We start from the raw sequence: 13,405 nt of genomic DNA, 5'->3' as shown, positions 1-13,405 counted from the left end.
GCAGGGCACCTAAAGACCTTGCCAGGCCGGCTTGTTCTCGTAGGTGTGGCGGTAGAAATCCGCCAGTTTCAGGGCGGAAGCGGCGGCCTCGTCCAGTAGGACGGTGGCGTGGGGATGGAACTGCAGCACGGACGCAGGGCAAATGGCTGCCACCGGTCCTTCGACGAAATCGCGGACGGCCTGGGCCTTTTGCGCACCGGTTGCCAGCAGGATCACGTGCCTGGCCGCCATGATGGTGCCCAGTCCCTGGGTAATGACGTGGTGCGGCACCTCAGCCAGGCTGTTGAAGAACCTGGCGTTGTCCCTGCGGGTCTGCTCGATCAGGCTCTTGATCCTGGTCCGGGATGCGAAGGAAGAGCCTGGTTCATTAAAGCCGATGTGGCCGTCGGTGCCCACGCCCAGCAGCTGCAGGTCCACGCCGCCCGCCTCGGCGATGGCCTGTTCGTACGCCTCGCAGGCTGCGGGGATGTCGGTTGCGGTTCCGTCGGGGCCATGGACGTTCTCCGGCGCGATGTTCACCCGGTTGGTGAATTCCCGGCGGACCACCTCGCGGTAGGACTCGGGATGGCCTGCCGGCAGGCCTACGTATTCGTCCAGCGCGAATCCGGAGGCGCCGCTGAAGTCCAGGCCCTGTTCGTGCCGGGCGGCCAGTTCGTCGTAGACGGGCAGCGGCGAGGACCCCGTGGCCAGGCCAAGGACGGCGGCAGGCTTGCGCCGGACCAGCTGTTCAATGGCGTCGGCCGCAAGCTTTCCGATCTGCCTGCTGCCGCCCAGGATGACGATTTCCATATTGTTCCTTTCCGTGACCTTGTCAGCGGTTGACGGTTACCTGCGCCAGGAGCTCGGGCCCCCGCGCGTCGAGCCACTTGCCCCCCAGGCGGACACCGGCCAGGAACAGGACCAGGCCAAGGATTGTTCCTGCGGCAAGATTAAGCCAGCCGAACAGGACATTCCCGGTGACGGCCTGCGCAACCAGCAGCGCGGCCTCGGGCAGGACCAGGAGCATCAGGACCAGCATTCCCACGAACTGCACGGCCAGGGTCTGGCCCACGTTGCCCGGCGGCTTCTTGAACGGGCTGTCGCCAGGCAGCGGGACCGTTACCGTGTACCGGGCCGACACCACCGAGGACAGCCCCAGGCCCGTGAAGAGGATTCCCAGGCTGAATCCCAGCTGGCCGGGCAGCGCGGCCCAGTTGTGCGTGAAGGCCGCGTACCCCACGGCGAACACCAGCACCACCGGCAGCGCGAAGGTCAGGCACGCCAGGGCCCTGCCAAGCCGGTCCGCCACCCCGCGGACCCCGGTGGCCAGGTGCAGCGCAAAGGCCGTGTTGTCATAGGAGACGTCCGCGGAGATGGACCAGGCCAGGATGAAGGCCGACACCGGGGCGAGGAAGGCAAGGCTGCCATAGCTGCCGGTCTGGGCCCCCTGGAAAGCCAGCACCAGCGGAAGCAGCGGGATCACCACCAGCGAACCCGAATACCGCGGGTCCCGGAGCCAGTAGGTAAGCGACCTGGCCATCACGGCGCCGGCGGGGGTGGCCGGCAGCACGCCGAACAGGCCCAGGCGGCCGCCCCTGCGCTTCCCGGCACCGGCATATGGCGGAGTCACCAGCGCGCGCTCAAGCAGCAGCTTCCAGCACCAGGCCAGGGCGCCGAGGACTGCCACGGACACCAGCAGCTTCACAGCGGCCTGCCCGGGCCGGCCGGACGCGATGTCGCCGCCGAGCGCCCACGGTGCTCCGAGCGGGGTCCAGGACAACGTCCGGGCGAACCCGGGCAGGAACCCGGTGGACGCGCTGATGCCGCGGCCAACCCCTGCCACGATGGGTCCCAGCAGGACCAGTGGCACCATGAACGCGATGGCGCTGATGTCCTTGAAGCGCCGGGAAGCAGCCAGGCTTGCCGTTGCGGTGGTGACCACCTTGGCCAGCACGACGCAGGTCATCACGCCCAGGGCTGCGCCCAGGAGGGCTGCGAGCGCGGGAAGCACTCCGCGGGACCAGGTCACCACCGTGGACAGAGCCACCAGCACGGTGGCCAGGCCCGGGATGCCGATCAGCCCGCCCAAGGCCAGGCCGGCGAGCAGTTGCTTCATGGGAACCGCAAAGGTGGCGAAACGCGCCGGATCAAGGGTCATGTCCGTGGCGGATGCCACCACCGGTATGACGCCCCAGCCAAGCACGGCGGCGGAGCCGCCCAGGACAACTGCGGTGTGTGCGGTCTCGGGACCGGCGTTGCGCAGCAGGACCAGCGCGATGATCAGTGTTGCCACGACCCCCAGGGCATAAAGCCCTGCGATGGCCATGCCCACCAGCTGCCAGGGGCTGCGGCGCAGCCCATTGCGCAACAGCGTGAGCTTGAGCCTCAGAAGGTGCGCAACCATTCCAGCCCTTCCGTGTGGCTGTGCCCGCCGACCAGCTGCACGAACCGGTCCTCAAGGGAGGCGCCGGCGCGCACCTCGTCCACCGTCCCCGCCGCCAGCAGCCGGCCGCGGGCCACCACGGCAACGTGGTCGCACATGCGCTGGACCAGGTCCATCACGTGGCTTGACACGATGACGGTCCCGCCGGAGGCCACGTACCGGTCCAGGATGGAGCGGATGTTCGCGGCCGACACGGGGTCGACCGCTTCGAAGGGTTCGTCGAGGACCAGGAGCCGCGGGGCGTGGATCAGGGCGGAGGCCAGGGCGATCTTCTTGGTCATGCCGGCCGAATAGTCCACCACCAGCGTGCCGGCGTCCTGCGTCAGGTCCATGGCCGCCAGCAGCTCCCCCACCCGGGCAGCCACCACGGCCTTGTCCATGCCACGCAGGAGCCCGGCATAAGTAATCAGCTGCTCTCCCGTAAGACGGTCGAAAAGCCGGACGCCATCAGGCAGGATCCCCATCAACCGCTTGGCTTCCAGCGGATGCTGCCAGACATCCACGCCGTGCACCACCGCCGTGCCGAAGTCGGGGCGCAGAAGGCCGGTGGCCATGGACAGCGTGGTGGTCTTGCCGGCACCGTTGGGGCCCACGATCCCGAAAAACGAACCCGCGGGAACCTCCAGGCTGATGCCGTCCACGGCGATCTTCCCGCCGAACCGTTTGGCCAGCCCGCGGATGGAAAGGGCAGCCACGGGCCCGGTATTCGACGCCTGGTCAGGTAGCGGAGCAGTCATGAGGCCAGCCTAGCCTCGGACCGGGGCTGGCGGGGTGGGAAACTAGCCCCATGGATATCGCATTGGGCCTGCTGGTGATTGTTGCCGTGGTGTGCGCCGGCGCCGCCGTTGGCCGCAGGTTCAATATCCCGGTTCCGCTGCTGCTGGTCCTGGCGGGGGTGGCGGGATCGTTCCTGCCGTTCATTCCGCCGGTGGAGCTGAACCCGGAGCTGGTGCTGGTGGGCCTGCTGCCGCCGCTGCTCTACGCGGCCGCGTTCCGCACCTCGCTGTTCGACTTCAAGACCAACCGCCGGTCCATCGGCCTGTTGTCCGTGGGCTACGTCATCTTCGGCACCCTGGGAGTCGGGCTGGTGGTGTGGTGGCTCTTCCCCGAAATCCCGCTGGCGGCCGCCATTGCCCTGGGTGCCGTGGTGGCGCCTCCGGACGCCGTGGCTGCTACGGCCATCGCGCGGAAGGTGGGAATGCCGCGCCGGATCGTGAACATCCTGGAAGGCGAATCACTGGTCAATGACGCCACGGCGCTGGTGTGCCTGCGCGCCGCTCTCGCGGCCATTGCCGGGTCCGTCTCGGTACTGGATGTGGCGGGCGGCTTTGTGGTGGCCGCCGGCGGGGGCCTCGTGGTGGGCCTCGCCGCCGCTTACCTCCTCACCGAAATCAGGAAACGGATCAGCAACGTTGCCATCAACACCTCAACGTCGCTGATGGCACCGTTCGTTGCATTCCTTCCCGCCGAGGCGATTCACGCGTCCGGCGTGCTCGCCGTCGTCGTCACCGGCCTGGTAATGGGCACCAAGGCGCCCTCCATGCCCAACGGCGCCGCGCGGCAAAGCGCCCGGAGCAACTGGGACACCGTCCAGTTCCTGCTGGAGAACGCCGTGTTCCTCCTGATCGGCCTCCAGGTGCGGAGCATCATTGACAGTGTCCAGGACGATTCGCTCGGCGCCGGCCGTGTGTGGCTTGTGTGCGCCGTGATCCTGCTGGCGGTGCTGGTGCTGCGCCCCGTCTGGGTCTTTCCGGCCACGTACCTGCCCCGCCTGATTCCGTCGGTGCAGCGGGCAGACCCTGCGCCGCCCTGGCAGTTTCCCGCGATTGTGTCCTGGGCGGGCATGCGCGGCGTGGTGACCCTTGCCGCCGTCCTGACACTGCCGGATGACCTGGAGCACCGCAACGTGCTGGTCCTGGCCGCCATGGTGGTGGTGGCCGGCACCCTGGTGCTGCAGGGATTCACGCTGCCGCCCCTGGTCCGGGCCCTGGGGCTGCCGGGGCCCGACAAGCGGGAGGACGCACTGAACCAGGCCTCATTGATGCAGCTGGCCACAACGGCGGGGATGGAGCGGCTGGAGCAGCTGCGGCGCGACAGCGACCCGCCGGAGGTCATGGACATGCTGCGCCGGCGCACCCAGGAGCGGGGACTTGCGGCCTGGGAACGCCTGGGCAGGTCCGCGGCAGAGGCGGCCACCCCCAGCCAGCGGTACGCGCAGCTCCGGATGGCCATGCTGGAGGCCGAACGGGACAAGGTGCTGGAGCTCCGGCGCGGCGGGGATTTTGCCCATGAAGTCCTCAGCGAAGTCCTGGAACGGCTGGATGTGGAGGAGTCCATGCTGGACGCTTCCCTCCACGAACTGGGCGCTGCCGCTGAAGGCACCGGCGAAGGATTGTCCCAGCCCGGCGGCGTCTGCGACCACCTGACGGCCACCATGCCATCGCCAGCACCCGCCAACCCGTCCTGTGCCGCGTGCGAGCGGGAGGGAACCACGCCGGTGCACCTGCGCATGTGCCTGGGGTGCGGAAACGTCGCCTGCTGCGACTCCTCCGCCGGCCGGCACGCCAGCCGTCACTTCAAGGAGTCCGGCCACCCGGTGATGCGCAGCATCGAACCCGGCGAAGAGTGGCGCTGGTGCTATGTGGATGACCTGCTGGGCTGACGGCACAGAGTCGTTTACCCGCCGTCGCGTTGGGGAACCTTCCGGATCCTGATCGGCCCCTTGGCCGTGGCGGGATCAACCACCATCCCGCCTTGGGTGACATGGACCAGCCCCGCATCGACCAGGCGCCGCGCGGCATCACGTGCTGGATCCATGAGCCCGCGCCAGTCATCTCCGCCGACCGCCCTGGCGGCATCGGAAGGGCAGATGGTGGAGGTGGCCGCCCGGGATGCCAAAAGTTCCAGGATTTTCGCTTCCAGTTGCCGGTCAACCGTGGTCTCAGGGCCAGTACCGCCGGGATCCGCCATGCCGGACGCCGCGGTCAGAAGGCCCGGCGCGGGATGGCCCGCTCGTACTGGGGAGGCCAGGAGATGTCATAGCCCAGGTCGAATGCCGCGCGGAGCCACCAGTGAGGGTCCCGCAGGGCCGCCCGGGCAATGAAGACGCCGTCCGCCTGCCCGGTGGCGATGGCATGTTCCGCCTGCCCCGGGGTGGTCACCAGGCCCACCGTTCCGGTGGCAATTCCTGCCTCCCCGCGGATAACCGCAGAGAATCCGGTTTGATAGCCCAGGCCCGGCTTGATCTGCTGGTTGGCCACTGCCCCGCCGCTGGAGACATCCACCAGGTCCACGCCGTGCGCGGCGGCCTCCCGCGCCAGCCGGACAGACGCCGCCTGGTCCACGCCGCCCGGTGCCCAGTCAGTGGCCGAGATCCGGAGCAGCAGGGGCATGGAATCGGGAATCACGGCGCGGACGGCGTCAACCACGGCCAGCATGAGCCGGTTCCGTCCGGCTTCATCGCCGCCCCACTCATCGCTGCGCTGGTTGATCAACGGGCTCTGGAACTGGTGCAGGAGGTAGCCGTGCGCCCCGTGGATCTCCATGGTGTCAAAGCCGGCGTCCACCGCGCGGACGGCGGCTGCGGCGTAATCGGCAATGACACCGTGGATCTGTTCCCCGGTCATGGCGGCAGGCGCCGCATAGCCCTCGAAGGCCGTGGTGGACGGGCCCACGGTGTCCCAGCCGCCGTCGGACGCCGGAACACTGCCGTGCTTGCCTGAAAACGGCCAGTACGTGGACGCTTTGCGCCCGGCATGGGCCAGCTGCACGCCGATTTTCGTACCGGCAACACCGTGCCGGTGCACAAAGGAAATGATCCGCTGCCAGGCCGCCGCCTGGTCGTCGTTGTAGAGGCCGGCGTCGCGGGGACTGATCCGGCCTGCAGCGTTCACTGCCGCCGCTTCGGTGAGGATCATCGCCGCGCCGCCCGTGGCAAACCCGCCCAGGTGCACCAGGTGCCAGTCGTTCGGTACTCCCGGAGCGTCGTCGGGATCGCAGCTGTACTGGCACATGGGCGAAACCCAGCCGCGGTGCTCCAACTCCATGGACCGCAGCGTCAGCGGCTGGAACAGGGCCGGCACTAGAACAGCACCCGGGCAAGCGCCTGCCGTGCCTTTGCCACCCGCTCATCACCGGCGCCCACCACGTCGAACAGCTCCAGCAGCCGCACCCGCGCGGTCTCCCGCTCCGGGCCGAAGTTCCTGCCGATGAACGCCACCAGCCGGTTCAGCGCATCCTCGACGTGCCCGCCGGCCACATCCAGGTCCGCCACGCCAAGCTGCGCTGCCAGGTTGTCCGGCTCAGCGGCGGCCTGCGCCCGCAGCGCCTCGCTGTCCTGGGCCGACAAGGACTGCAGCCGGTCCATCAGCTCCACCTGCGCCAGCCCGGCCTTGGCCTCGTGGTCCGACGGCATCTCCTTCAGCGCCTGGCGGTAGGCCTCGGCAGCGGCGGCGTAGTCGCCGGCCTCAATGGCGTCGAAGGCGGCCTGGTGCAGCGGCGGCAGTGGCGCAGGCTCCGGCTCTCCGCCCGCTCCGCCGTCAAGGCTCCCGGTAACCCCGTTGGCCGCAGCCACCTTGAGGAGTTCGTCAAAGAGGCTGCGCACCTGCTGTTCCTCAGCCCCGCCCTGGAAGAGCGGCACCGGCTGCCCCTTGAGGACGGCGACGGCGGTGGGGACGGCCTGCACCTGGAAGGCCTGGGCAAGCTGCGGGAAGGCCTCGATGTCCGCGGCGCCAAGGACCAGCCGGCCGCCATAGCTGGCGACCACGCGCTCAAGGGTCTCAACCATCCTGCCGGACTCGGGCGAGTAGGGGGCCCACAGGGCAAACACCACCGGCACCTGGGCGGACAGTTCCACCAGCTGCTGGAAGTTGGCCTCCGTGACATTGACCGTGAGTTCGGTGCCGCCCGCGGGGGCCCCCGGCTGCGAGGCCTGCGGCGCTCCTGCGGCAGGGCCGGAGGGGGCGGCAGTACCGGAGGGTGATGCGGGGCGCTTCAGCGAGGAAAGGTCGACGGCGCCGCGCAGGTTAAGCGGGTTGGCAGCGGCAGGAGGGACTGGGCGGGAAGCTGGCGAACTCATGTTTCCCACTCTAGCCACTCCGGCCGCTGCCGGTGGTAATACAGCCAGGGGCCTACTTGAAGGAGGCGCCGACCAGGCCGCGGGTGGCGGCGACGAGCTTCATCGGGTCCGTGGATCCTGCGGGCGGGACGTAGACCGCCATGGATTCGGCGAAGCTCAGGACCATGCCCGTGGTGGTCTCCTTGCCGCCGGCCAATGCTGCCGCGTCGTCGCCGATGCTCAGCTTGTCACCGGCCGCCTTGGGGGTGCCTTCGAAGCCGAAGTTGATCCGGCCCAGGACCAGGGCGCCGCCGTCGGAGGTACGGAACACCACGGTGCTCTCCGGGACCACCTTGTGGGTGAAGGAGAAGTTGCCGTTCTCGCCTGCCTTGACCACCTCGGCCTGGTAGGACAGGGTGTCGGCGATGTACGGCGAGGACTGGCCTTCGACCAGCTTGTCCTTGAACGGCGAGTCCGCCGAGGTGAGCCTGTCAGCCAGGCCGGACATTGCTTCCTCGCCACTGTAGAGCAGCCCGGTCTTGTCCGATGCGGCGAGCGTCTCGGTACCGCCCCGGCTGATGTTCGGGAAGGTGGTGCCCGGCTGAAGGGGGGTGGTTTCCATCAGCTTGTAGTTTTCGCGCGGTGACTGCTGGACCAGGGTCAGGATCTGCGGAACCACGTTCCCTTCGCCCTGCGTCACGGCGAGCACCGAGCGAGGCCAGTCGCGGCCGCTGGTGACCACGGTGGTGAGCAGCTTGGTGGAGCGCACCGGCATCCGCGGCTCGTAGGAGCCCACCTGGGAGCGGATCTTGTAGTTCTGGGTGCGGATTTCCAGTTCGGGTCCCGCCACGCGGTCCGACAGCTTGGCCGCATCCTTGGCTGCATCGCCGGCGTCGGTGGCGCTGGAGACCTGTTCGAGGATCCGGCGGAACTGGGCGTCCAGCAGGACCGGCGATCCCGCTGCCTCCTTGGCGGCCGGCGACGCGGCACCCCCGGACGGCTGCGGGCTGGGAGTGGCGGCCTGGGCTGCGGTGCCGGATCCGGCCAGCAGCGCTGCAACCACACCGGCGGCCACCATGGTGGCCTTGGAAGAGGAGGACGACGACGGGGCCTGGCCCTGCGGCGCGGCGTTGCGTTCACGGGCACGGCGGGCGTAGCTGCTGTCGCCGCCCTCGCCGTCCTTCCGGCGGGCCGAGAGCAGCGCCAGGACGATTCCGCCCAGGATCAACAGGCTGCCCAGGACCATCAGCGGAACGGCCCAGGGGGTGGAGGTGTCGTTGGGGAAGGTCATGGAGACAGAGGCGGGAGCGGGCTTGGTGCCGTCGGAGGCGAGCAGCAGGCTCCAGTCACCGTCGGCAGGCGGGGTCCAGGTGTAGTCGAGCTCGCCGCCGGCGTTCTCGGTGGAAACCCAGAGGTCTGAACCGGCCGGGTTGGGCGCGGTGCCTTCGCCGTCTGCGTGCTCAACCAGGAGTGATTTTTCATCCTCGGAAACGCCCGTGATGGTGTTGTGGGCCGTCTTGCCCACCCAGGCGCTGACGTCATCAGGCCGTCCGGTGGCCAGCATGAAGTTTCCGTCGCCCTGGACGGTGATCTTGACCGGTCCTTCGTGCAGAGTGCGCAGCTTCTGGTCGATGACGGTCAGCGGCGCGGCGGCGGAATCGGCCGGCACGGATGCGGTGAACGTCTCGGATGGAGCCCAGATGGTTCTCTGGCCGATACCGGCCAAAAGTGTCAGGAGGCCGAGCAGCACAAGTGCGGCTGCAGTCTTTAAACGCAAGGGAAACACCTATCATCAGCGGGGGTTTGCCTTCAATAGTAACCTTTTTGTTACCACGAACCCCTTTCTGCCCGGTCCGCCCCTTCCGTTGGCGGACTCAAGATGGTGGCTTCAGCTCGCGGTGACAAGCCTGCTGATAGTGTTTGCGATGATCATCACACCCGCCCGCAAACGCGGAGCCACGCACGGAACAGGCCCCCAAAACCAGTGACTGACAAGACGGACCCGTCCTCGGCGGCAGCCGGAAAATCCGGGGATTCCAAGGGCCCTGTCCCTGCGCCGGTGCCTCCCCTCGGCATGGCAGCAGCCGCGCACCGCAGGGGTCACGCCACCGCCGCCCTTGGCCAGGTGGTCCGCAGGCTCCGCCAGCCCCTGCCGGGGGCACAGCCCAGGCTTCGCTTCGAAATGCCCCCCGAATACACCGGGCAGGTACCCGCTGCGGACCAGGGCGGCGAGGACGAACCCCAGTTCGGCCACCCGGGTCCACGCATGTCCCCCCAGCATCCGCTGTACATGGGCTTCATGGGGACGGTGGGCGTGGGCCTGGCGCTGCTGGTCTACTGGATCGGGTCCCACACCACGCAATTGCTGCTGTGGATCGTCGCGGCGCTGTTCATCGCCCTGGGGCTTGAACCCGTGGTGGGCTGGCTGGAGAACCGCAGGATCCCCCGGCCCGCGGGGATCCTGGTCTCCGTGGCTGTCCTGATGGGCGCCGTCGTCGGATTCTTCGCCACGCTCATCCCCACCATTGTTGAACAGGTATCGGAGATCGTGCGGCAGGCGCCGGACTGGGTGCGCAGCTTCATGGACTCGGACTTCTTCCGCAGCCTCGATGACCAGTTCGGCGTGCGCGACCGCATCACCGAGGAACTGGACAAGTTCGTCAACGATCCCGCCGCCATGGGCGGTATTTTCGGCGGCGTGGTGGGATTCGGTTCCACTGTGGCCAACGGGCTGTTCGGCACCCTGATCGTCCTGGTGCTGAGCCTGTACTTCCTGGCGGCGCTGCCGGCCATGAAGAAGTGGGGCTACCGGCTGGCGCCGCGCTCCCGCCGGAACCGGGTGGCAGCCCTCTCGGAGGAAATCACCCGGTCGGTGGGGAACTACGTGATCGGCCAGGCCTGTGTGGCCCTCCTCAATGCGACGTTCGCCTTCGTGGTGATGTCCATTGTGGGCATTCCGTTCGCCCTGCTCCTGGCCTTCGTGGTGGTCCTGCTCGCCTTCATCCCGCTGGTTGGCGGCATGATCGCAGGCATCGTGGTGGTCCTCGTATCACTTACCGAGGGCTGGCAGGCGGCCGCCATCTACGCGGTCTGCTACTTCGCCTACCTGCAGTTCGAGGCCTACTTCATTTCGCCGCGCATCATGCAGAAGGCAGTTGCCGTCCCCGGTGCGGTGGCGGTGATCTCCGTCATTGCCGGCGGCAGCCTGCTGGGCGTGCTCGGTGCCCTGATCGCCATTCCCACCGCCGCCGCCGTGCTGCTGCTGCTCCGGGAGATCTACATCGTCCGGCAGGACCAGCACTAAGTTCCGGCAGTGGCCACCGGCCCGTCCCATTCCTGCGGCAGCGGGGCTGCGCCGGGGTCTGGGCTGACCAGCGCCACGATGTCGTTCAGGACCCGGCCCGCGTACTTCTCCCCCACCCACAGATGCTTGGCCCCGGCCACGCCCACCACGCGCGCCTGCGGCACCAGCCGGAACCGTTCGGCGGCCTCGGCAGGCTGGAGGAAGTCGTCATGCTCCGGCACCAGGACGGTCAGGGGCTTGCCCGATTCCGCCCACAGCTGCAGGTGCTTGTCCGTGGCCCGGTGCAGCGGCGGCGACAACAGCACCGCGCCCTCGATCTCCCCGGCCACCGGCTCCAGGGCGCCGTACATCAGCGCCAGTTCGGTCCCAAATGACCAGCCCACCAGCCAGCGGTTGGGAAGTCCCCGATCAACGGCGAACCGCACGGCCGCCTCCACGTCATGCTGCTCCCCGATCCCTTCCTCGAACGCCCCGCTGCTTGTGCCGCGTGCGGAGGCGGTACCCCGCGTGTTGAAGCGCAGCACCGCGATTCCCGCCAGCGCCGGCAACCGGTAGGAGGCCTTGCGGTAGACGTGGGAATCCATGAAGCCGCCGTGCGTCGGCAGCGGATGGAGGGTGATCAGCGTGGCCTTGACCGGACCCGATTCGGGCAGCGCCAGTTCGCCCACCAGCCTGTGGCCGTCCCCGGTCTGCAGCTCGATGTTCTCGCGCCGGGCAGGCAGGACAGTGGAGGCACGGATGGGGACAGGGCCCCCGGACTGGGTGAATTGGTACGACGCCGGATCAAAAGTCATGCCTGCCAGCTTAGCGACAGCGAGGACATGGCTGCGTCACGCAACCGCGGCGGCGGGCGCCTGCAGCGGCGGGGGTGGTCAGCGGTACCGGTAGCTGCGGGTCATCCAGCAGTTGGTGTGCCAGTGCCGCCGTTCGGACAGGCCGGCGGCCGCACCAAAGAGATGGTCATCCTTCCAGACCACCAGGTGGGCAACGCCGGGCAGCACGGCGGTGGAGCACTCCGGGCAGATGTAGGTCTTCTCCGCATTTTTGGCGGTCATGGTCCGGACCATCCACTCGCCGTCGGGGGCGCTTTCCCGCCGGGCAATCCCTGCCCGGGCGCGTTCCAGGTCCAGCTCGGGGACGTCGCCGCTCCTTTTCCCTCCTGCGCCCCTGCCGGATGCGGAACCCTTGCCGGAAACGGGACGGCGGGGACGGTTGGAACGCGGCATGTATCCATTCTGCCCCAGCCCGCCCACTCACCCGTCCCGCTCCCTGCCGCCCCTTCCGGCGCACCCGACCTCCCGCCGTCGGGCATAACCTGCCGGAGCCCACGCGGTAGTCTGTACGGCGTGCGACTTGTCATAGCCCATTGCTCCGTTGATTATGTTGGCCGGCTCAAAGCCCATCTCCCCCTCGCCACCCGGCTCCTGCTGGTTAAGGCCGACGGCTCCGTGCTGGTCCATTCCGACGGCGGTTCCTACAAGCCGCTGAACTGGATGAGCCCGCCTGCCACGCTGCGGGTTTCGTCCCCGGACGACGTGGACCTGGAACTTGGCGTGGTGGAGCAGTGGACCGTGCAGTCGGCCAAGACCGATGACCGGCTCATCATCAACATCCACGAAAAAATCACTGAGTCCTCCCATGACCTGGGCGTGGACCCCGGGCTGATCAAGGACGGGGTGGAAGCGGACCTGCAGCGGCTGCTCGCGGAACAGATCGAGACGCTCGGCCAGGGCTACTCGCTCATCAGGCGCGAGTACTTCACCGCCATCGGCCCGGTTGACATCCTGGCGCGGGACGCGGACGGGGCCACGGTGGCCATCGAGCTCAAGCGCCGGGGCGACATCGACGGGGTGGAGCAGCTGACCCGCTACCTCGAGCTGCTCAACCGCGATCCCCTGCTGGCACCGGTCCGCGGAATCTTCGCGGCCCAGCAGATCAAGCCGCAGGCCAAGGTGCTGGCCAACGACCGCGGGATCGACTGCGTGACGCTGGATTACGACGCCATGCGCGGCGTTGACGACAGCGAATCCCGCCTCTTCTAGTTTTCCCTTCCCTGCTTAGCCATTTAAATTGCCGGCGCTGGCTGCCCGCTTCTGCGACATCAGTTTTTTACCCAAAATTTGTCCTTTTTGTCCTTCGGGCCGTTGACCTGCGGGAACGGGCATGAAATTCTTATCTCAGTCTTTGTGTAGGTGTTTTTCATGCTCGCAAGACATGTTGCGAGCGCGAAGCTCCTGCAGCGCCGGACCTCCCTTTGGGACAAGGCAATCAGGATTCTTCTCGCGGAGTGACCAAGGTCGGCACGAGGTGTGCCGGTCTTAAAAAGTTCCACAATGAGGAGAAATAAATGGCACAGGGAACCGTCAAGTGGTTCAACGCTGAAAAGGGCTTCGGCTTCATCACCCCGGATGATTCCGATGGCGATGTCTTCGTTCACTACTCCGAAATCCAGACCGGCGGCTTCAAGACCCTCGACGAGAACCAGCGCGTTCAGTTCGAAATCGGCCAGGGTGCCAAGGGCCCCCAGGCCACTGGCGTAACGCTGGTCTAGTACCCGCCCGGCCGCACCGCGGCTGTCAGCGAAACAAATGGTCCCCGGCAGAAATGCCGGGGACCATTTGTT

At 67.9% G+C, this 13,405-nt stretch carries 13 protein-coding genes; 4 read left to right on the top strand and 9 right to left on the bottom strand.

Translation table 11 applies throughout. The features are described 5' to 3' along the window. Positions 1 to 9 precede the first annotated feature (9 nt). The 3 genes from nagB to ACR65K_RS03790 are packed head-to-tail and all read right to left on the bottom strand — an operon-like array spanning position 10 to position 3,159. Positions 10 to 789, bottom strand: coding sequence for a glucosamine-6-phosphate deaminase (gene nagB / locus ACR65K_RS03800; protein ID WP_440151382.1), 780 nt, complete (start codon positions 787 to 789; stop codon positions 10 to 12). Positions 790 to 811: 22 nt separating this feature from the next. Then, complete coding sequence (locus tag ACR65K_RS03795; protein WP_440151381.1) at positions 812 to 2,383, bottom strand: transporter; 1,572 nt, start codon at positions 2,381 to 2,383, stop codon at positions 812 to 814. Beyond that, the gene (locus tag ACR65K_RS03790) at positions 2,365 to 3,159 is read right to left on the bottom strand and encodes an ABC transporter ATP-binding protein (protein WP_440151380.1); all 795 of its coding nucleotides are present in this window, start codon (positions 3,157 to 3,159) and stop codon (positions 2,365 to 2,367) included. The genes ACR65K_RS03795 and ACR65K_RS03790 overlap by 19 nt, the downstream gene beginning before the upstream one ends. A gap of 50 nt (positions 3,160 to 3,209) precedes the next feature. On the opposite strand from ACR65K_RS03790, the gene ACR65K_RS03785 reads away from it, so the two are divergent. After that, on the top strand, positions 3,210 to 5,084 hold the full coding sequence (locus ACR65K_RS03785) for a Na+/H+ antiporter (RefSeq protein ID WP_440151379.1): 1,875 nt from the start codon (positions 3,210 to 3,212) through the stop codon (positions 5,082 to 5,084). A 14-nt stretch (positions 5,085 to 5,098) separates the two neighbouring features. Here the strand turns inward: ACR65K_RS03785 and ACR65K_RS03780 are convergent, their stop codons facing one another. From ACR65K_RS03780 to ACR65K_RS03765, 4 genes are read right to left on the bottom strand one after another with little or no spacing between them, the layout of a single operon-like run. Beyond that, positions 5,099 to 5,392 (bottom strand): DUF3253 domain-containing protein, encoded by a 294-nt coding sequence (locus tag ACR65K_RS03780; protein WP_440151378.1) that lies wholly within the window; start codon positions 5,390 to 5,392, stop codon positions 5,099 to 5,101. A gap of 14 nt (positions 5,393 to 5,406) precedes the next feature. Then, positions 5,407 to 6,504: an NADH:flavin oxidoreductase/NADH oxidase gene (locus tag ACR65K_RS03775; RefSeq protein ID WP_440151377.1), complete on the bottom strand. Its 1,098-nt coding sequence runs from the start codon at positions 6,502 to 6,504 to the stop codon at positions 5,407 to 5,409. Then, positions 6,504 to 7,499 (bottom strand): tetratricopeptide repeat protein, encoded by a 996-nt coding sequence (locus tag ACR65K_RS03770; protein ID WP_440151376.1) that lies wholly within the window; start codon positions 7,497 to 7,499, stop codon positions 6,504 to 6,506. The genes ACR65K_RS03775 and ACR65K_RS03770 overlap by 1 nt, the downstream gene beginning before the upstream one ends. Before the next feature lie 52 nt (positions 7,500 to 7,551). Then, positions 7,552 to 9,228: a DUF8094 domain-containing protein gene (locus ACR65K_RS03765; RefSeq protein WP_440151466.1), complete on the bottom strand. Its 1,677-nt coding sequence runs from the start codon at positions 9,226 to 9,228 to the stop codon at positions 7,552 to 7,554. A gap of 234 nt (positions 9,229 to 9,462) precedes the next feature. On the opposite strand from ACR65K_RS03765, the gene ACR65K_RS03760 reads away from it, so the two are divergent. Next, positions 9,463 to 10,782, top strand: coding sequence for an AI-2E family transporter (locus tag ACR65K_RS03760; RefSeq protein WP_440151375.1), 1,320 nt, complete (start codon positions 9,463 to 9,465; stop codon positions 10,780 to 10,782). On the opposite strand, the gene ACR65K_RS03755 is transcribed toward ACR65K_RS03760, so the two are convergent. After that, on the bottom strand, positions 10,779 to 11,576 hold the full coding sequence (locus ACR65K_RS03755) for an alpha/beta hydrolase (RefSeq protein ID WP_440151374.1): 798 nt from the start codon (positions 11,574 to 11,576) through the stop codon (positions 10,779 to 10,781). The genes ACR65K_RS03760 and ACR65K_RS03755 overlap by 4 nt on opposite strands. A 78-nt stretch (positions 11,577 to 11,654) precedes the next feature. After that, a complete protein-coding gene (locus tag ACR65K_RS03750; RefSeq protein ID WP_440151373.1) occupies positions 11,655 to 12,008 on the bottom strand; it encodes an Rv1322 family protein in 354 nt (117 codons plus the stop codon). Between the two features lie 120 nt (positions 12,009 to 12,128). Here ACR65K_RS03750 and nucS point away from each other — a divergent pair, with 120 nt between their 5' ends. Continuing rightward, entirely contained in the window at positions 12,129 to 12,824 is a 696-nt protein-coding gene (gene nucS / locus ACR65K_RS03745; RefSeq protein WP_142031621.1) for an endonuclease NucS, read from the top strand. A 305-nt stretch (positions 12,825 to 13,129) separates the two neighbouring features. Then, positions 13,130 to 13,333, top strand: coding sequence for a cold-shock protein (locus tag ACR65K_RS03740; RefSeq protein WP_011692441.1), 204 nt, complete (start codon positions 13,130 to 13,132; stop codon positions 13,331 to 13,333). The last annotated feature ends 72 nt before the right edge of the window (positions 13,334 to 13,405 follow it).

This window comes from Arthrobacter sp. SAFR-179, from assembly GCF_059414945.1.
This window is presented reverse-complemented; position numbering and strand designations above follow the sequence as displayed.

Coding starts and splice junctions, on each gene's coding strand:
- ACR65K_RS03750 (WP_440151373.1), bottom strand. CDS start 12,008: ATGCCGCGTTCCAACCGTCCCCGCCGTCCCGTTTCCGGCAAGGGTTCC.
- ACR65K_RS03795 (WP_440151381.1), bottom strand. CDS start 2,383: ATGGTTGCGCACCTTCTGAGGCTCAAGCTCACGCTGTTGCGCAATGGG.
- ACR65K_RS03740 (WP_011692441.1), top strand. CDS start 13,130: ATGGCACAGGGAACCGTCAAGTGGTTCAACGCTGAAAAGGGCTTCGGC.
- ACR65K_RS03755 (WP_440151374.1), bottom strand. CDS start 11,576: ATGACTTTTGATCCGGCGTCGTACCAATTCACCCAGTCCGGGGGCCCT.
- ACR65K_RS03780 (WP_440151378.1), bottom strand. CDS start 5,392: ATGGCGGATCCCGGCGGTACTGGCCCTGAGACCACGGTTGACCGGCAA.
- ACR65K_RS03770 (WP_440151376.1), bottom strand. CDS start 7,499: ATGAGTTCGCCAGCTTCCCGCCCAGTCCCTCCTGCCGCTGCCAACCCG.
- ACR65K_RS03785 (WP_440151379.1), top strand. CDS start 3,210: ATGGATATCGCATTGGGCCTGCTGGTGATTGTTGCCGTGGTGTGCGCC.
- nagB (WP_440151382.1), bottom strand. CDS start 789: ATGGAAATCGTCATCCTGGGCGGCAGCAGGCAGATCGGAAAGCTTGCG.
- ACR65K_RS03790 (WP_440151380.1), bottom strand. CDS start 3,159: ATGACTGCTCCGCTACCTGACCAGGCGTCGAATACCGGGCCCGTGGCT.